Source organism: Chitinophaga sp. (assembly GCF_035761305.1).
GTDB lineage: Bacteria > Bacteroidota > Bacteroidia > Chitinophagales > Chitinophagaceae > Chitinophaga.
The window spans coordinates 1-18,958 of sequence record NZ_DASTRI010000209.1; the positions used below are offsets into that span (position 1 = coordinate 1).

16 protein-coding genes are annotated in these 18,958 nt (G+C 48.9%); 6 read left to right on the forward strand and 10 right to left on the reverse strand.

Annotated features, from left to right (window positions below; genetic code table 11):
- The first annotated feature begins 126 nt into the window (after window positions 1-126).
- Window positions 127-639: a DinB family protein gene (locus VFS25_RS17505; protein WP_326463461.1), complete on the forward strand. Its 513-nt coding sequence runs from the start codon at window positions 127-129 to the stop codon at window positions 637-639.
- A 230-nt stretch (window positions 640-869) separates the two neighbouring features.
- Window positions 870-1,964, forward strand: coding sequence for a phosphatidylinositol-specific phospholipase C1-like protein (locus VFS25_RS17510; RefSeq protein ID WP_326463462.1), 1,095 nt, complete (start codon window positions 870-872; stop codon window positions 1,962-1,964).
- A gap of 50 nt (window positions 1,965-2,014) precedes the next feature.
- Here VFS25_RS17510 and VFS25_RS17515 read toward each other — a convergent pair whose 3' ends face one another.
- The 7 genes from VFS25_RS17515 to dnaA form a co-directional block, all read right to left on the reverse strand.
- The gene (locus VFS25_RS17515) at window positions 2,015-3,283 is read right to left on the reverse strand and encodes an FAD-binding protein (RefSeq protein WP_326463463.1); all 1,269 of its coding nucleotides are present in this window, start codon (window positions 3,281-3,283) and stop codon (window positions 2,015-2,017) included.
- 16 nt (window positions 3,284-3,299) lie between these two features.
- Window positions 3,300-4,496, reverse strand: coding sequence for a DUF1624 domain-containing protein (locus VFS25_RS17520; RefSeq protein WP_326463464.1), 1,197 nt, complete (start codon window positions 4,494-4,496; stop codon window positions 3,300-3,302).
- A 108-nt stretch (window positions 4,497-4,604) separates the two neighbouring features.
- On the reverse strand, window positions 4,605-4,799 hold the full coding sequence (locus tag VFS25_RS17525) for a hypothetical protein (RefSeq protein WP_326463465.1): 195 nt from the start codon (window positions 4,797-4,799) through the stop codon (window positions 4,605-4,607).
- A 51-nt stretch (window positions 4,800-4,850) separates the two neighbouring features.
- Window positions 4,851-5,789, reverse strand: coding sequence for an AraC family transcriptional regulator (locus VFS25_RS17530; protein WP_326463466.1), 939 nt, complete (start codon window positions 5,787-5,789; stop codon window positions 4,851-4,853).
- Between the two features lie 342 nt (window positions 5,790-6,131).
- On the reverse strand, window positions 6,132-7,145 hold the full coding sequence (locus VFS25_RS17535) for an AraC family transcriptional regulator (protein ID WP_326463467.1): 1,014 nt from the start codon (window positions 7,143-7,145) through the stop codon (window positions 6,132-6,134).
- 146 nt (window positions 7,146-7,291) lie between these two features.
- Window positions 7,292-9,136, reverse strand: a complete 1,845-nt coding sequence (locus VFS25_RS17540) for an alkaline phosphatase (protein ID WP_326463468.1) — start codon at window positions 9,134-9,136, stop codon at window positions 7,292-7,294.
- 866 nt (window positions 9,137-10,002) lie between these two features.
- Complete coding sequence (dnaA, locus tag VFS25_RS17545) at window positions 10,003-11,436, reverse strand: chromosomal replication initiator protein DnaA (protein ID WP_326463469.1); 1,434 nt, start codon at window positions 11,434-11,436, stop codon at window positions 10,003-10,005.
- Window positions 11,437-11,983: 547 nt separating this feature from the next.
- Between dnaA and VFS25_RS17550 the strand changes: the two genes are divergently transcribed.
- From VFS25_RS17550 to VFS25_RS17565, 4 genes are all read left to right on the forward strand, one after another.
- Window positions 11,984-12,370 (forward strand): DUF3127 domain-containing protein, encoded by a 387-nt coding sequence (locus VFS25_RS17550; protein WP_326463470.1) that lies wholly within the window; start codon window positions 11,984-11,986, stop codon window positions 12,368-12,370.
- Window positions 12,371-12,473: 103 nt separating this feature from the next.
- The gene (locus tag VFS25_RS17555; protein ID WP_326463471.1) at window positions 12,474-14,033 is read left to right on the forward strand and encodes an NAD(P)/FAD-dependent oxidoreductase; all 1,560 of its coding nucleotides are present in this window, start codon (window positions 12,474-12,476) and stop codon (window positions 14,031-14,033) included.
- A gap of 151 nt (window positions 14,034-14,184) precedes the next feature.
- Complete coding sequence (locus VFS25_RS17560; protein ID WP_326463472.1) at window positions 14,185-15,102, forward strand: ABC transporter ATP-binding protein; 918 nt, start codon at window positions 14,185-14,187, stop codon at window positions 15,100-15,102.
- Window positions 15,095-16,408 carry an ABC transporter permease gene (locus tag VFS25_RS17565; RefSeq protein WP_326463473.1) on the forward strand — a complete coding sequence of 438 codons (1,314 nt, stop codon included), beginning with the start codon at window positions 15,095-15,097 and terminating at the stop codon, window positions 16,406-16,408. Before VFS25_RS17560 ends, VFS25_RS17565 begins: the two co-directional genes overlap by 8 nt.
- A gap of 12 nt (window positions 16,409-16,420) precedes the next feature.
- Here VFS25_RS17565 and VFS25_RS17570 read toward each other — a convergent pair whose 3' ends face one another.
- The 3 genes from VFS25_RS17570 to VFS25_RS17580 all read right to left on the reverse strand — a co-directional run bounded on the left by VFS25_RS17570 (window position 16,421) and on the right by VFS25_RS17580 (window position 18,884).
- On the reverse strand, window positions 16,421-16,702 hold the full coding sequence (locus VFS25_RS17570) for an RNA-binding protein (RefSeq protein WP_326463474.1): 282 nt from the start codon (window positions 16,700-16,702) through the stop codon (window positions 16,421-16,423).
- Between the two features lie 217 nt (window positions 16,703-16,919).
- Complete coding sequence (locus tag VFS25_RS17575) at window positions 16,920-17,864, reverse strand: NAD(P)H-dependent flavin oxidoreductase (RefSeq protein ID WP_326463475.1); 945 nt, start codon at window positions 17,862-17,864, stop codon at window positions 16,920-16,922.
- 27 nt (window positions 17,865-17,891) lie between these two features.
- Window positions 17,892-18,884 carry a sugar phosphate nucleotidyltransferase gene (locus tag VFS25_RS17580; protein WP_326463476.1) on the reverse strand — a complete coding sequence of 331 codons (993 nt, stop codon included), beginning with the start codon at window positions 18,882-18,884 and terminating at the stop codon, window positions 17,892-17,894.
- Between the last annotated feature and the right edge of the window lie 74 nt (window positions 18,885-18,958).

Here is an 18,958-nt window from a genome sequence, read left to right on the forward strand (position 1 = left end):
TTTTGTTGAGGTTATACCACAAAAAAATTTAAAAATGTCCGTAGGGATGCTGACATAACGCTGTCATTACCCCCGTGTTTCTTTGTGTTGTTAACAGATCACTAAAATTTCAAATCATTTTCAACCATGGCAAACCAAAGCACTGTTTCCATTCCTGCGCAGGTTATCAGCCCCGCAGAGCTGCTGCATCACTGGCAGGGGCACCGCCAGCTGACCCGCCGCGTTATTGTTGCGTTTCCCGAAGATAAGCTTTTCAGCTATTCCATTGGCGGCATGCGCACATTTGCCCAATTAGCGGAAGAATTAACAGGGCTGGCAGATGGAGGTATTACCGGCATAGCCACCGGCAGCTGGCCGCAGATTAACGCGCTATTGCACCATTCTGATTTGCCCCTCCCGGCTGCCAAAGAAGAAATATTGCAGCAATGGGATGTGGTAACGGAGAAAATAAACGCCCTCTTTCCCCAAATTCCGCTGGAACGTTTTCACGATGTGGAAAAAGCATTCGGGATGTATGAAGGTCCTGTTTATGCAAGCCTGCTGTACTTAATAGATAACGAAATACACCACCGCGGCCAGGGCTATGTGTACCTGCGCTCCCTGGGCATTGAACCGCCGCCATTCTGGGACAGGCCGTGAGCATAATTACGGATTAAAATGCCGGGCAGATTGCGTTTTACGTATATCTGTACCGGCATTATTTTTTTATGCCCGTTGCATTACATGAACTCCGCCACAACCTTTGCATGGCGCCGTAATAACCTTATCCGGCTGAGCCCCACCGGTGCAAAATTCCGGATATAGTAATTAAATTTACTGAACCACAGCCGGCCTGTAACAACAGGCCGCAGTTTTAAAGCCATGATATAATGAAAGCATTAATAGGCCTTACCCTTACCCTCGCGCTGGCGCTGCCGGTGCTGCATGAAAACAAACACCTGCCGGACGACCTGCATATAAACAGGATACAGGTAATAGGCTCGCATAACAGCTATAAAAAAGCAATTGATCCCGCCCTGTTCAAACTGTTCCGGCAAAAAGACTCCGTATCTGCCAGCAAATTGGATGATGAGCATATTAGCCTTACAGCGCAGCTGGATATGGGTTTGCAAAGCCTGGAGATTGATGTATATGCGGATGAAAAAGGCGGTAAATACGCGCATCCCAAAGGACTGGACTGGGCGCCGGGCCAGCCGCCGTTTGACCCGGATGGCCTCATGAATGAGCCGGGCTTTAAAGTACTGCATGTGCCGGACCTGGATTTCCGCAGCCACTGTCTTACACTGAAAAAGGGTTTGGAAGACCTACGGGCCTGGTCCGAAAAGCACCCGGATCATTATCCTGTTTTTATTACAATGGAGGCAAAGGACGATACATCGAAAAATTCCCACCTCACGATACCGGAGCCCTTTACCCCCCAGCTGTTTGATAAGCTGGATAAAGCCATTGAAGACGGCCTGGGCAAAGCCCGCCTGGTAACGCCCGATATGGTAAGGGGTAATTACAATACACTCGAAGAAGCGGTGCTGCATGACAACTGGCCTACGCTGAAAGCAGCGCGCGGTAAATTTATTTTTATCCTGGATGATCATGACCGCAAACGGGCATTATACATAGCCGGCCATCCTTCCCTGAAAGGCCGTGTATTATTTGTAAATGCCGATCCCGGCACGCCGGAAGCCGCCACAATGATCCGTAATAATCCCACGTCGCCGGAAATAAAAGACCTGGTAGCCAAAGGTTATATTATCCGTACCCGGGCCGATGCAGATACCAAAGCCGCCCGCCTGAACGACAAAACAGATTTTATAGCAGCCTGTAACTCAGGTGCGCAGATCATTACAACGGATTATTACCGCAAAAGCACCCATTTTAAATCGGCATATGTGGTAAGCTTTGCCGGCAACCGCTACCTCCGGGTAAACCCGGTGTTCGGCAGCAGTGTAACTACGGGAACACATTAAGAGGGCGGTATATTTTAAAGCACGCCTGCGCGCTACGCAAGTGTGCTTTTTTACAGGAAAATATACTTATTCATAAACGCATTCCTGAACTTTCCTTCAGGGTCATACTCCTGCAGCAGCTGCCGGAATGCCGGCAGCTTGCTGTATAAGCCTGCTATGCGCTCCGGCGCCATGGTGAACAGCTTTCCCCAATGCGGCCGTGCCCTGAAAGGCGCCAGCTGCGCCTCAATAAGCGGCAATACCTGCTGTACTGCCGGCCAGTTACGCTGCCATGTGAAATGTATGGCCAGGCTGGGTTGTTTATAACAGGGGCTTATCCAAAACAGGTCGGCATCAATGGTACGGATCTCTGATATTAGCAGCAGCGGTGCAATGTGCTCCCTTATCTGGTCAATAGCCAGCAGGGCATCATAACCATCATCCAGCGACACAAAATATTCTGATTGCAGCTCTTCGCCGCTGCTGGGTGTAAAGTTCATGCGGAAATGCGGCAGCCGCTCATGCCAGGGGCCGGGAACGCCCAGCTGCTCTGTGCAATGCGCTGCGGATAGTCCGCCTATGGGGTGCAGCGCTTCGGTGGCCGGTACAGCGCCGAAAAAGCGATCCGGCATTTCCAGCTGTGTGCCATTCTCTACGCGTTGTTTCAGCCAAACCTGGTTAAAGGTGCGGCTTTTCCAGTCGGTGAACAGGCTTACGCTGTAAGCGCTGGAAAAAATAGTTTCCAGCCGGCTTTCCAGCTGCGTAAAAGGCAAATGTTCGTACAGGTTTTGTTGTATGGAAAACGAAGGTATAATATCCAGTGTGAGCTGTGTTATTACTCCCGCCCCGCCTAAACCTACCACGGTGCCATAAAACCGGTGGCCATCCTTTTCGCGTGACAGGGTTACCGTTTCACCGGAGGCCGTTACCATTTCAAGCGCTGCCACGGCGGTAGCCAGGTTGCCGTTACCGCTGCCCGAGCCATGGGTGGCGGTAGCACAGGCGCCTGCAACAGCAATGTGCGGTAAAGAAGCCAGGTTATGCAAGGCAAAGCCATTGGTATGCAGGTATGTACACAGCTGTCCGTAGTTAATGCCACCGCCCACGGTTACGGTTCCTGCATCGCGGTCAAGCGCTATCACCTGGTTCATTTGCTCCAGTGATACGAGATTTTCAGTGGAGTCGGCGATGTTGTTGAAACAATGCCGTGTACCCAGCACCCTTAAATGCGGCAGCTCCTTTACCAGCTGCTGTACAGCGGGCACTGAATCTGGCCGGTGTAAATGTTGTGTGCTGTAGGTAAGATTGCCTGCCCAGTTCTGTAACATAGTCTGCTGCATAATGGTTTGTTTATCGCTAAAGATAACTTAACCATTGTTTTTCACGATGGCTGCTTTTATAAGTATCGTACCATTTGCATAAAGGGTACAGGCCAACGACCACGCCTATCCATACCAGGTATACAATGGCCAGGTTAAAGCCGTAGCCCTGTAATGCAGGGCTGCCGGTTACCCAGTTGCTCAGCACCATATCCCTCCAGCTATGGCCGGATATTTCCGCGCCAATAAATGCCAGTGCATGTATTACAGCAATATGTATAATATAAAAGAACATGGGCACCCGGCCAATGGTAACCACTTTTTTCGTAAACCCGTTCAGCGGACCTTCTGCAAATGCCAGGAACAGGCAGGCCGGTCCCAGGGTTACCAACACGTACAGCAGCGAAGGCGGGTATTTGGTAACATTCAGGAAAGAGAGGAAGGTGAACACCGGTGTTTTTTGCGCGCTCCAGGGATTGGGATCGCCATATACATTAACAGCGCGGATGATGATAAACAGGGCTATGGCGCCCAGTCCCAGGTATATCAGCGTTCGCCTTCTGCGCGCAGCATCAAACTGCGGCGTATATAACCTGCCAAAGCAGTAGCCGGTGGCCATAATGCCAATCCACGGAATAATAGGATAACCTACAAATAAACCGGTATGGCCCAGCTGAAAGTAACGCTGGTCATGCAGGAACGCCCATAAGATATTGCCTTCCATATGCACGCCATCCAGTATGTTATGGCCGAAAACAAGCACCAGGCCAATGAGCAGTATCGCCCTCCATGGCAAATGCACCAGCGCGGCAAGAAAAACCATGCTGATGCCAAGCGCCCAGATCACCTGCACCAGGAACACATTGTAGGCCGGGTTAAACGTCCATTCAAAAGTAACCAGTACAAATTCCAGGAGCACCAGCCATAACCCGCGGGTAAGCAGGAAAAAAGACAGCTCCTTTTTACTTTTGCGCGTGCCGCTTATAAAGGCGGATGTTCCGGCCAGGAACGCAAATACGGGCGCGCAAAAATGGGTGATCCATCGTGTGAAAAACAGGATAACGCTGGTTTTGGAAAGATCGGTGGGATCAAAAATATACGCGCTGTTGTTGAAGTAATCCCTCACATGGTCCAGCGCCATGATGATCATTACAGTACCTCTTAACAGATCGATGGATGCAATACGTTTGGTTTTAACGGCGGTACCCGGCAACGCCATGGTAGTTGTGGACATATATAAACAGGTTTTAGATGGTCGGACATCAAACCAACTTAGGGACGTGTAACCGCTGCAAGGTACAAAAAATAAGCTGTTCCCCGGGGAGGAGGAAGGCAGGAACGGTCAGGAAGGTTTATCCTTGGTGCGCTTGATAAGGCCAATGCCTGAGAAAAAGAAAATAGCGCCCAGCAAGGCATAAATGATAATGGTTTTAACGTTGCGGGTACCCTGGCTGCCATTTACAAACTGAATGGCTGCCAATATAAGGCCGATAGCACCCAGCAGGGAGAAAACAATCCCTAAAATACGTTTTTCCATAGCTGCTTTTTGGGGAGAGGTCACAAATAATGTGCCGTGGGTTTTATCTTATCACGATGCGTTGCGCCGGTATTTTTTAAATGATTTCAGGAAGCCCGATTTATCGGCATACCCTACCTCATCTGCAATGTCATCCAGGCTCATAGTGGCGTTGCCGCGCATCCAGGCTGCTTTTTTCATGCATTCCTCCCGTACAAATTCATGGAGGGTTTGCTGGAAAGTTTCCTTGAAATACCGTTTCAGCGTTGACTGGCTCATGTTATACTTTCTTGCAAAATAAGCCAGGGTATGCTGTTGTATATGGGGGTTCTGCGCTATCTCTTCCCTTATGGTAATAAGGGTAGGCGTATAATAGGAAGCACGCAGCTTTTTCATATACTCCGCATCATTTAATGACTTGCGGTACAGGTTCAGCAGGTTGGTAATGCCGGTGCTTAGCTCCATGAGCAGGTTGCCGCCCGCCTCTTTGCTCTGCAGCATGGAGGTAAGCACATCCTGTACGCGGTAGTTCATTTGCCTGGGAGTAAGGCAGCAGCCCTGCTCACTGGCCGTACGTAGGTGAGTGAGCAGCGCTTTCAGGTCGTCGCGGCTGGCTGCCAGTTCTTCCAGCAGGGAGCCGTCCGGTACAATCTGCACCAGCTCATATTCTCCGGCCTCCAGTTGATAGGCATGCATGCCTGCAGGCAGGTAAAAGAAATTGAACTGGCCTGTTTGCAGCAAACTTTCTCCGTAGCCTTTTATATAGCTTTTAACAGGTCCAAGGGTAGCCAGCTGCAGCACTACCGTACCTAACGGGCATCGCAGGCGCACGGTATCGGGCTGCCCTGTAATAAAGCGATATATATAAATGCGATAGTGCCTGTGCAGGAATGCCTGCAGCAGCACGTTTCCGAAACAGTGCCTGGTATAGCTGACCGTGGCCCAGTCAGCAATGAAAGGCATTAGCCTTTCCGGTACATTTTCAGGTGTACCTTTTGGTAAAATTTCCATGGTAATGAAAGGTTAGCCAGCTGCCGGCCTTGAGGTGGGCAGGTAAAAGATAGGAGTAATGGCACCACTGCCTAAAACAGTACCGGCATGGGAATTGGCAGGTCCACACGGGACGACAGGCTTTTTACGCATACGTTCGGTATTATTTGTTTCAACAAATTCAAGATAATGGGAAACAAACCCAGGGGAATTACATGTTGTGTTGCGGGGTGTTATGCCGCGTTCTTTAATAGTATTTTGAGTTACCTCCTTCGCCTCAGCAAATGTCTTAAAAGCAATGATTATATGCTTGTAATATTACCGTGCAGTAACTTGTAATTTTTAAAACGGATAGTGCTTTTTTTACTGCAGATCCTTGCCAGCATTGGATTTTGTTTGCTTTTGAAATTCGGTAGGAGTCATACCTATCAGTCTTTTAAATGTATTGGTAAAGTAGGCTGCATCTGAATAGCCCACGGTATATGCTACGTCCAGTATCGGCATTTTGCCTTCTGTGAGCAATATGCAGGCTTTTTTCATACGTTGGTCCTGGATGAATGATTTAATGGTTTGCAGGTGCACTTTCTTAAACTCTTTTTCCAGCAGCTGCTGATGCAGGCCCATTTTGCCCGCCAGCTGCGCTATCATCAGCGGGTTTTCCAGGTTGTCAATAATATAGCTGGCCAGCTGCTGCATTTCTTTTTCATACCGGTTGTTGTGGGGGGCGGGCGCCTGCTGCCTGCTTTCCAGCGCATGCAGGTATAGCAGCATCAGGTCATTGATGCGCGCCTGGTAATATATCTGCAGCTGGTGGCCCTGCAGCTCGCAGCGCTTTATTCTTTCTACCTGGTCCAGTGCCTGCAGGTTTAATGGGCAGGTGCCGGCATTGCTGCCGGCCGGCAGGGCCTGCTCAAGCTGTATAAGCTGCTCTCTCAATGGTGAGCTGTTTTGCACAAAGCGCGCCAGGTAGCCGGCAGATAAGCCCACCTGGAACGACTCATAATAACCTTTGGTGAACAAGGCCTGGTTACCCGGACCAGCAGGCACGTACAGGAACTGCATTTCGTTTTCCCGCAGCTGCACTTCGCCGAAACCACTTAAAACAGCCGCTATATTGCCGGTTAGCATACAATGCAAAACACCCAGCGGCTCTGGGGCAACGGGGTATATGCGTACGGTTTTGGAAATAAAGAATTGCGCCTGCTGAACAATCCATTCGTCATTAACGATCATTTGCCGCAGCACAGCGCCAAAAGGTCCTTGCATATATTCCCTGTAGGTAGCATGGGGCAAAAGGTAGTGCTGGTATTGTTTGGGGATATCATTGCTCACAGCCGTATCTGCCAGCATTTTTCCGGAAACGCGGTATTGCATCATTGCTGATGTAATTGAGGGGTAAGAAAATACAGGCGAAGTCCCCTGGTTTCGTTGTGGCCCGTCCAGTCGGCTCGGATGTAAGATGGATATTCTGGCTGCAGCAACCTTGCAGCCAGCCTGCTTTTTATTGTCCGTATTAGCTATAGTTATTTACGCGCTGATAGTATTTTCATGATCTTTTCAAACAGGGCGGTGTTTTCATATACGCCCCGGAAGTCGAGTGAGTGCGGGCCATAGGCAAACACGGGCACCATTACAGCGGTATGGTCATCGGTGCTGAAATGGCCGCTTACATATCCTTTCCCGGTATTGCCGCTTAACAGGCTTAACCCGCCGGTTTCATGGTCGGCGGTTACTATTACCAGTGTTTCGCCGTTGGCATCGGCAAACTCCATGGCTGCGCCTACCGCCTTGTCAAAGTCCATCATCTCTGTAACGCTGTATGGCAGGTTTTGGGCATGGCCGCCCCAGTCTATCTGCGCGCCTTCTGCCATTATAAAAAAGCCGTTCCTGTTATCCTGCAGGGTGTGTATGGTTTTTTGCAGGGAGCGGGTAAGGAAATCGCCCCGGCCTTTTAATATGGGCGCTACCGCGCTATCGTCCAGCAGCAGCCATTTGCGGCTACGTATGCTATCCAGCGCGGTAATGTGCGGATAAACCCTGTAGCCTTTCTGCTGCAGGTGCGTGGTAAGGGGCTGCCCGTTCAGCGGTTGGGTGAAATGCAGCCTGCCGCCGCCGATCATAATGTTTACTGGGCTGTTCAGGAAATCAGCCGCAATAGCGTCTTCGCTGGAGCGGTCCGCCTGGTGGGCGTAAAAGGCGGCTGGTGTGGCGTCGGTAATATCGCCGGCGCTTATCAGCGCGCTTTCCATGCCGTAACGTTGTATCAGCTGCGGAATAGCCGGTTTGGCTACGCCGGTAGCATCTACTCCTATAGCGCGGTTATAGGTTTTTTGCCCGGTGGCCATTGCTGTGGCCCCGGCGGCGGAGTCTGTAATGTAGCTGTCTGCGGAGCTGGTTTTTGAAAAGCCGATATTAATCATCTGCAACAGGTTCAGCTGCCCGCGGTTAGCGGTATAGCCGGCGTAGATCTGCGCAAGGCCCATGCCATCGCCTATAAGCAGTATTACGTTCTTTACTTTTGATAGTTTGTCGTTGTTTACATAACGGGCCTTATAAAGGGTATGGGTGTTGTCCTGTGCCGACTGGTACTCGCCCGTGGGGCGGGAGCCGAGGAACTGTGACAGCTCATCCAGGTGGTCTGTACCAATATAATCCACTCCCATATGTGCCAGGGTTATCCAGGTGTTCACATTATCGGGGCCGCCCCAGAAGCGTATTTTTTTATGCATCCGGTGCACGCTGTCTATCAATGCCTGCACACGCTGCTCATCTGCAGCTATCATTTTTCCTTTGCCATTCCATTTCGTATAATCCCGGAAGTTATAGCTGAACATGGGCATGCGCTGCAGGGCAGCCGCAGGATAGTTAACAGCCGGTTTACCATCAAATAATATGTAAGCGGGATATTGTTCCCACAGGGCCGGTAATGGCTGGCTGCCGCTGATAACAAGCTGCACCTCCGGGTTGCCTGTAATATCGGGGTACTGCTGCAGCAGTTGCACCAGGGTTTGCATGGTAAGCAGGCTGTCTTTCTTAAAATCTATCAGCAGCTGTAAAGGCCTGCCGTCTTTAAAAGGGTGGCCGTTATTTTTCCGGATCATTTGCCGCAGGGGCTGCAGGTATAAGGCGGCCAGGGTACGGCTGCTGTCAATGTCCTCTTCGTTATGGGCTACGCACAGCTGGCCGTTGCGGGTAAATATATCGGCCTCAATAGAACCGTAATGTTTATAATAAGCAGTGTAGAAAGGAATAGGATGGTCATAATCGTTATGCGCATGGGCATTATACGTGGTGTGTGTAATAACCTGCCCAAAGGCAGCAGGCATGATTAATAAAGCAAGTAAAATATTCCGGATATGTTGTTGCATAATACTGTTTAAAATAAGAATGATCAGTTACAAGCTACTAATTTAATAATCGCTTTGATCATCTTTCATAGTTTGTAATTGATCATGCTGTTAAATTACAGATTACTTGCCAGCTGTATGTGGTAGCACTGCCTTGCTGTTATACAGCCGCCTGCATGATCACTTTCAGCACCACAGGGGTATGATTGTGCCGCCGGTAACTATTTTTAAAATACACTTAACAATTTGGTAACATCAGGCGTTATATAAGCAGGATGCTAAAAAATCAGATAAAAGCGAAGGACCACGTACAACCTCCTCTTTTTTCACTTTTAAAAGGGAACCAGGCAATAGCATGTCGCCTGGTTTTAAACATGTAAAACAATATTCAGCCGGTTGCGGATGGTTTGCAGGGCCGTTGCAGATAGCTATTCAGTCACAGACAGGGTTTCAATGCGGCGCAGGTAAAATATATTTTCATTTTCCTGTGAGGTATTGATAGACGGTAATAGCTGCGGTTCGGTTCTTTTTTGCAAGCCTTCCGTGCTGGGTTGTTGTTATCTATATGGCTTGCCGGAAAGCAGCCGCATGATCTTCGTATACCTGCTGCACAACAATCCCCTGTGTTGCTCAATGGGCGGCAGGAGGGAGCTGCGCGCATTTAACAGGTCCTGTTCAAATAATAGCCGGTATTGTAATATGGCTATTGTCCTGTATCATAAATATTAGTGGTACGGAGTGGTTTTCGTGTGCATAGATGTATGAAATTGCCAAGGGTTAACACAGATACATTAAAATGAAAATGTCCCGGTTTGTACCGGGACATTTTTTTAAATAAGGTTGGCAGGGTTATTTTGCTGAATGGGTGAGGGATAGTAACGCACGCCTTACATAGCGGCCAGTTGTACTTTCTGCTGTAATTCAATTACGCTGTCGCGGAATGCAATATCAGTGTCCATCAGGTCTTTTACAGTTTGGCAGGAATGTATCACGGTGGTGTGATCGCGGCCGCCGAAATGTTCGCCAATGGTTTTTAAAGAGTTCTTGGTAAAGGATTTGGCCAGGTACATCGTAATCTGGCGGGCCTGTACAATTTCACGCTTGCGTGTTTTCTGCAGCAGCTTGTCATAAGGCACATCAAAATATTCGCATACCATTTTCTGTATGCTTTCAATAGTGATTTCCTTGGAAGATGTTTTTACAAATGACTTCAGCACGCGCTTGGCCAGCTCCAGGTCAATTTCTTTGCGGTTCAGGGATGATTGCGCCAGCAGTGATATGAGCGCGCCTTCCAGCTCGCGTACGTTGCTTTGTATATTATAGGCTACGTACTTGATCACTTCTTTCGGCATCTCCAGCCCGTCGTTACGCATCTTCATTTCCAGTATCTCCATGCGCGTTTCAAAGTCAGGCACCTGCATATCGGCGCTCAGGCCCCAGCGGAAACGGCTCAGCAGTCTTTCCTGTAAACCGTCCAGGTCCTTGGGCGGCTTGTCGGAAGTAAGTATCAGCTGCTTGCCGGACTGGTGCAGGTGGTTAAAGATGGCGAAAAAGGCATCCTGCGATTTTTCCGCGCGTGCAAAGAACTGTATATCATCTACAATCAATACGTCTATCAGCTGGTAAAAATGTATAAAATCATTAATGATACTGTTCTTGGAGTGATCAATGAACTGGTTAATGAATTTTTCCGCGCTTACATACAGCACCGCTTTGTTAGGATGTACGCGCTTCACTTCATTACCGATGGCCTGGGCCAGGTGCGTTTTACCAAGGCCAACACCGCCATATACTACCAGCGGGTTAAAAGAAGTACCACCTGGTTTCTCAGAAACCGTTTTACCGGCTCTGCGGGCAACGCGGTTGCAATCACCTTCTATAAAGGAATCAAAAGTATAGTTAGGATTGAGCTGTGAGTCAATCTGTACGCGTTTGATACCGGGAATAACAAAGGGATTTTTAACCGGGTTTTGTATGGTTAACGGGAAGTCCACTTCGCTATCTTTCAGAGGCTTTGTGAATTGCGTAGGCATATTCACCGTTTTGGGATGTTGGTGTGGTGTACCGTTTTCAACTACTATCCTGTACTCTAACCTCGCTTCTTTACCTAATTCCCTTTTAATGGTTTTTCCTAGCAGTCCAACATAATGCTCTTCCAGATATTCATAAAAAAACTGACTGGGGACTTGGATCGTTAAAACATTGTTTTCAAGTTTGATAGGCTTAATGGGTTCAAACCAGGTTTTAAATGGCTGCCATTCCACAATATCCCTAATTATATTAAGACACCTTTCCCAAACTTGTTCGCAAGTTTTATTCATTGAGATTAAAAAAATTATATTGTTGTTAATTAAGGATGTTCTCGAATTCAAAATTTCCCAACGGTGGATGCCGGAAAATTTTCAGACAGGACGACGAATATCTGTAGAAAATGTTGAAAAAAAAAATTTTCCTACCCTTGTTTATCTCCACCTGATTACAGTTTTTATCTTCCTGTTGTATGCTTGTTTTACCTTGGATTATACGTTGATTTTCATTGTGTATTACACTAATGTAATAAAGGTAAAATACACTTGTTTGATATACAGTTGCTTCTAAATCTGATTAACCGGTTTACCATAAATATGCAATAAGAAAGATAAAATAATATGGTACAAAAATGATGTTTACAACTCGTTAACAACCTTTATTGCGCGTGCAAAACTATGTTAGTATCTGCATTAAAAAAAATGTCGCTCCTGTATCAAATACCGTGCAAATTTATTATATCAGCGCGGCGCGGTGCAAAGCCTGTGAAAAATTTATTTCGTTGTTAATCCTGCCAAAAGCCTATCTTTGGCGCATCTGAACAGTTAAAAAAATATTTTTATGAGTTTTGAAATCATAGGAAAGCTGATCGTGAAGTATAATACAGTGCAACGCAGTGAAACCTTTAAAACAAGGGAATTTGTTATTGAGAAATCAGATGATATAAATGGTCGTATTATCAATAACTATATTAAATTCCAATGTGTACAGGACCGCACCGGTATTGTTGACCGTTTTAATGAAGGCGAAACTGTGAAAGTATATTTTAATATTAAAGGTACCCGCTGGGAAAAAGAAGGTAAGGTTAACTACATTACCAACCTCGACGCCTGGCGTATGGAATCTGTAGTTGCTGCTGCGGCACCTGGTACTGACCGCATGCCTAACTACAACACTTCCCAGGAAGTACCTGCTGCTTCCCAGGACTCCGATGATCTTCCGTTCTGATAATTAAACAAAAAAGATAAAAAGGTGAAAAGTGCATTGCTGCACCTTTCACCTTTTACTTTTTACTGCACAGCAATGTTTTAGGATAAATACCTAACCCTGCATGATACAACAGCTCTCTTTAAAACTGCTTCCGCACGAAGCGGCCGCTGATGCGGCCATCACCCGGCACGCTGCCGCCGCCCTGGGCGTACCTGCCCATCATATTACCGGTTATAACCTGTTAAAACGCTCTATTGACGCCCGCTCCCGGCAGCAGGTATATTACATGCTCACCCTGCAGGTGTTTGTGAACGAGCCTTTTCATGCCCGCGAAATTTTCATACCAACATATGACCAGCTGCCTGCAAATGCGCCGCGCGCAGTAATTATAGGCGCGGGCCCGGCGGGTTTGTTTGCAGCGCTGTACCTGGTTAGCGCAGGTATTAAACCCGTTGTGCTGGAACGTGGCCCCGATGTGCGCACCCGCCGCCGCGACCTGGCCGCATTGAACAAGCACGGGGAAGTAAATCCTGAATCCAATTATTGTTTTGGTGAAGGCGGCGCCGGCACTTACTCCGATGGTAAGCTATACACCCGCTCTACAAAGCGCGGGGATGTGAGCCGTATACTCAACATATTTGTTCATTTTGGCGCCCCCGAAAAAATATTGTACGATGCGCATCCACATATCGGCACCAACAAGCTGCCGCATATTATTACTGCCATGCGTGAGCAGATCATTAACAGCGGCGGTGAGGTGCATTTTAATGAAAAGGTTACGCAGCTGCAAATACGCAACGGTGCTGTTACCGGCGTAAAAACCGCTGCCGGCCATACTTTTGATGCGCCGCATGTGATACTGGCCACCGGCCACTCTGCCCGTGATATATTTGAAATGCTGCACGCACAGCAAATACTCATCGAAGCCAAGCCTTTTGCGTTAGGCGTTCGCGCGGAACATCCGCAGGCCCTGATAGACAGCGCGCAATATCATTGCGCCATCCGCGGCGAGTACCTGCCGCCGGCCAGCTACAGCCTGGTAGAGCAGGTGCAGGGCTGTGGCGTATTTTCATTCTGCATGTGCCCCGGCGGCATTATTGCGCCTGCAGCTACCAACCCCGGAGAGCTGGTGGTGAACGGATGGTCGCCTTCCAAACGCAATAACCCTTTTGCCAACTCCGGTATGGTGGTAACGGTTGATGAAACAGACTTTGCGCCTTTTGCGCACAAAGGCCCTTTAGCGGCAATGTACTTTCAGCAGCAGGTAGAGCAGCTGGCCTATAAAGCCGGCGGCGGCCGCTTTGTAGCACCTGCACAACGTATAACGGATTTTGTGAACGGCAGGGTGTCTGCCACATTGCCAGAGTGCTCTTATGTTCCCGGCGTGCGCAGCGCAGACCTGCGTACGGTATTGCCGCCGGCCGTACATACCCGCCTGGCGCAGGCCTTCAAAGCATTTGGCCGTAAAATGAAAGGTTACTATACCGAGCATGCGATACTGGTGGCAACAGAATCGCGTACCTCCTCACCGGTGCGTATTCCCCGCGATAATGATACGCTGATGCACCCGCAGGTGAAAGGCCTGTACCCCTGCGGCGAAGGCGCCGGTTATGCCGGCGGTATTGTATCTGCAGCTATGGATGGAGAACGGGTGGCGGCAGCCATTGCAAGATTAGTTTAAGTGCAGCTGCAACAAAGCTGTTGTTGTTTATGCCGCAGGCAGGGCCAGATGCAGGAAGTAAATTTTTGGGCCAAAGCAACCAAATTAATAACGATACTTTTATATTTAATTCCTGATTACAACTTATTTCTAACCTCTTACCTGTTGTAGTATGAACTTACTGGAGGTGCAGCACCTTAAAAAGTATTATGCCACGCATAAAGCAGTGGACGACATCAGCTTTGTTATTCCACAGGGCAGCATTTTCGGGCTGCTGGGGCCCAACGGCGCCGGCAAAACCACCCTGCTGCGTATGATCACCGGCATTTTTTTCCCGGATGAAGGCAACATCCTGTTCAAGGGCCGGCCGTTTAACGCCCCGGAAGATATACATGCCATTGGCTATATGCCCGAAGAAAAAGGGCTGTACAAGAAAATGAAAGTAGGAGAGCAGGCCCTGTACCTGGCGCAGCTCAAAGGCCTGTCTGAAAAAGAGGCGCTTGAAAAGGTGAAGTACTGGTTCAATAAGTTCGAAATGAACTCCTGGTGGAACAAGAAGGTAGAGGAGCTGAGCAAAGGCATGCAGCAGAAGGTGCAGTTCATTTGCACCATTGTGCACAACCCCGCCCTGCTCATACTGGATGAACCTTTCTCCGGCCTGGACCCGCTGAATGCTAACCTCATCAAACAGGAGATATTTGACCTCAGCAAAGCCGGCACCACCGTTATTTTCAGCACCCACCGCATGGAGCAGGTAGAGGAAATATGCGACCGCATTATACTGGTAAACAAAGGCCATAAGCTGCTGGACGGCGCCGTGCGCGAAATAAAGCAAACCTTTAAGCAGCACCTGTTCCGCATAGGCGTAGGCGCCCTGCCTAACTTTGCGCAAATGGCCACCCACCATTTCACGATTATTCAGCAGCATGACCATGCCTATACCGTAAAGCTGAATGAAGACAGCAGCACCAACGATATACTGCGCCACTTTATACAGCACGATATACCGGTTACCCACTTTGAAGAAATACTGCCCACCCTCAACGAAATATTTATTACCCAGGTACAGAAAACCGAAGCATATGCATAAGATCTGGCTCATCATAAAAAGAGAATTCCGTACACGCGTACGCAAAAAAAGCTTTTTGATACTTACGCTGCTGATACCGGTGTTCTTTGCCGGCGTTATTATCATACCTATACTGATAGCAGTAAAAGGTGAGGAGAACAAGCGTATTGCAGTAATAGACGAAAGCGGCCTTTTCACGGGCAAGCTGCCCGATGCCAAAGGCCTTTACTTTAAACCGCTGGTAGCGGTGAAGATTGACACCTTTAAACAAAAGTACCAGGAGTACGGGTATTCGGGTGTACTGTACATACCGGATATAGATATTAACCGGCCCAGCGGCATTGCGTATTACAGTAAGGGCCGCGCCAGCATTGGGCTGGAGAGTAACCTCAACCGGGAGATCAATGATGTGATAGAAAAGAAGCGCATGGAGTTGGCCGGCATTGACCGCCGGCAGCTGGAAGACGTAAAGAGCAACGTTAAAATAGATTTCCGCAGCGGGGATGAAGAAACCAAAGGCAGCTCCGCTGTGGCGTATGGAGTAGGGTACGCCAGCGGGTTCATTATCTATATTATACTGATGGTGTTTGGCATGTCGGTAATGCGCGGCGTAATGGAAGAAAAAGTAAGCCGCATTGCGGAAGTAATGGTGTCCAGCGTAAAACCCTTCCAACTCATGATGGGCAAGATCATTGGCATTGCAGGCGTGGGCCTGCTGCAGTTCCTGATATGGGGCGTGCTGCTGGTTGGCATACAAATGCTGCTGCCGCTGTTTTTGCCGGCAGATGCAATACACAGCATTAACCAGGGCGGCGTAATGGCGCAAAATGCCAACAATGCCGCCATGGCAGATGCCGTGGAAAAAATGCAGTTTATAGCAGGCAGTATTAACTGGGGGCTGCTGATCAGCTGTTTTATCTTTTACTTCCTGGGAGGGTACCTGTTCTATTCAGCGCTGTTTGCAGCCGTGGGCAGCCTGGTAAATGAAGACCCCAACGATATACAGGGACTTACCTTTCCCATTACCTTACCTATTATTATTGGTATTATGGTAATGGTTTCGGCCGTACAAAACCCCAACAGCACATTGGCGGTATGGGGCAGCATTATACCTTTTACATCGCCCATGGTAATGATGGCGCGGCTGCCATACGGCGTGCCGGGTACAGTGGCTTACTGGGAGCTGGGACTTTCCATATTGTTGCTGGTGGCGGGTTTTTTACTTACTACCTGGCTGGCGGGCAAGATATACCGCACAGGCATTTTAATGTATGGTAAAAAAATTACGCTGAAAGAAGCTGCCAAATGGGTGGTAAGGAAAGGCTGATTGTAAAAAGGACTAATGGCCGTAACGCATACGGCTGCCGGCGGGTTGCATGGGTCGCTTGGCGGCCATGCTCACGGCAATGGGCCGGCCGTTGATACGCTGCCCGTCCAGCTGGGCTATGGCTTCCATGGCTGCGTTGTTGTCCGGCATTTCTACTGTTGCGGTGCCCTTGGAGGCGCCGGTGAATATATCCGTAATAATATTGCAGGAGGCCACCTGGCCAAATTTTGTAAATAGTTTACGCAGGTCTTCTTCACGGAAAGAGGGCATAAGGTTCGACACATTAATGTTCATACAAAGTTCACTTTTTTTAAAAGGAAATACTAACAGGCAATTAAGTAAGACAACAGAATCGAAAACTACCGGAGATGGCAGTAAAACAGATGTTGGAGATTGCTTATCGCTGTAATTGAAAAGTAAGTTAATACAAATTTTTGTTAAACAAATCATAATCTCGCCGGAATGTGGCCGGCGCGGTTTATGCAGGGGTGAAAACTACAAGCGCTGCAGGTTACACCAGCCCCGAAAGGCGGTGGCAGGTTTGTAAAAACTCATCCCATATTTCCTGTACCACTGCTGCTGCCGGCTGAATAGCATGTATCAGCGCGCTTACCTGCCCTATTTCCAGCTCTCCCTCGTCCAGCTGCCCTTCAAACATGCCTTTTTTTGCGCGGCCACGGCCCAGCAGCGCTAACAGCTCCCCGGTATTGGCGCCCCGGTCTTCCGCTGCCTTTACGCTTTCATAGAACCGGTTCCGGATCAGCCGAACCGGTGTTAATTTTTTAAGTGACAGTGCAGTGTCGCCCTCTTTGGCGGCCAGCACAGCTTCCTTAAAGCTTATATGAGAAGAGGCTTCAGGCGTGGCTACAAACCGGCTGCCTACCTGCACGCCTGCTGCGCCCAGGGCAAAAGCCGCTGCCATGGCTTTGCCAGAGCCAATGCCGCCCGCAGCTATTACCGGCACCTGCACCTGGCTGCATACGGCGGGTATCAGCACCATTGAGGTGGTTTCTTCACGCCCGTTATGCCCGCCGGCTTCAAACCCTTCTGCTACCACCGCATCTACCCCTGCTGCCTGGCTTTTAACGGCAAATGCCGAGCTGGATACTACGTGCACCACTGTAATGCCTGCTGCCTTCAGCACAGGAGTCCAGGTTTTGGGATTGCCGGCGCTGGTGAAAACAATTTTCACTCCTTCGCGGATAATGATCTGCATCAGCTGGTCAATGTCCGGGTACAGCAGAGGCACATTCACGCCAAAAGGTTGCTGCGTGGCCTGTTTGCATTTACGGATGTGTTCTTCCAGCACGTGGGGGTACATGCTGCCGGCGCCAATTAATCCCAGCCCGCCGGCGTTACTAACGGCGCTGGCTAAACGCCAGCCGCTGGCCCATACCATACCGGCCTGTATAATGGGATAACGGATGTTGAAGAGCTGCGTAATACGATTATGCATGGAGAATTACGAATTATTCAATTACGATCACCCCAGGTCTATCTCGGTATTGTCGCCTATATTCAGGCTTTGGCTAAGCCCGCGGATATTGGCGTCGCTGCCTATCAGTGATTGTTTAAGCACTACTTCATACAGGTTGGTGTAGGTGCCGATAATAGAATCTTTTACAATGGAATAGCTGATCACGGTATTATCGCCAATGGCTACATTAGGGCCTATGATGGAGTGTTTAATGTTACAGCCTTCGCCAATACTTACCGGCGGTATAATAATGGTGCTTTCGTACGGCAGCACCGGGTTATTGGCCAGCTTGTATTTTTTGAGCAGGATGGCGTTGGTTTCCAGCAAAGTTTCCTTGCGCCCGCAGTCAAACCAGTTGCTCACTTTAAAAGGTTTGAACTGTACGTTGTGCTGTATCATGCATTCCAGCGCATCGGTCAGCTGGTATTCGTCGTGCGATTTTATTTGCTGGTCAATGTTATGCTGCAGGCAATCGTACAGCTGCGCGGTTTCTTTTATCTTGTACAGGCCCACCAGCGCCAGGTTTGACTTAGGTATCTGCGGCTTTTCCACCACGCGGGTAATAAGGCCTGCTTCGTTAATTTCCGCCACGCCGAAGTTACGGGGGTCATCTACCTTTTTCAGCCCCAGCATAGATACGGGTGAGTTAATCAGCTCACTGTAATCGCCTTCGCAAATGGTATCGCCCAGCACTATCAGTATTTCATCGTTCTGTACTACATCACGGGTAAGCAATATGGCATGGCCGGTACCTTCCCGGCTGTTCTGCTGTACAAAGTGGCAGGTAAGCCCGGGATATTTCTGCTGTACGTAATGCTGTATTTTTTCGCCCAGGTAACCTACTACAAACACAAATTCCTGTATGCCGGCTTCTACAAGCTGGTCTATAATAATGCTCAGGATTGTTCTCCCTGCTAATGGTATCAGCGCTTTAGGTTGCGTATATGTATGCGGGCGCAGCTTGGTGCCCGCACCTGCTACTGGTATTATGGCCTTCATACTTGGCGTTAGGTTTAGATAATTTGGTGTGCCGCTGTTTGTTGCTTCAGCGCGTACTTCCCCGGCCGGATATG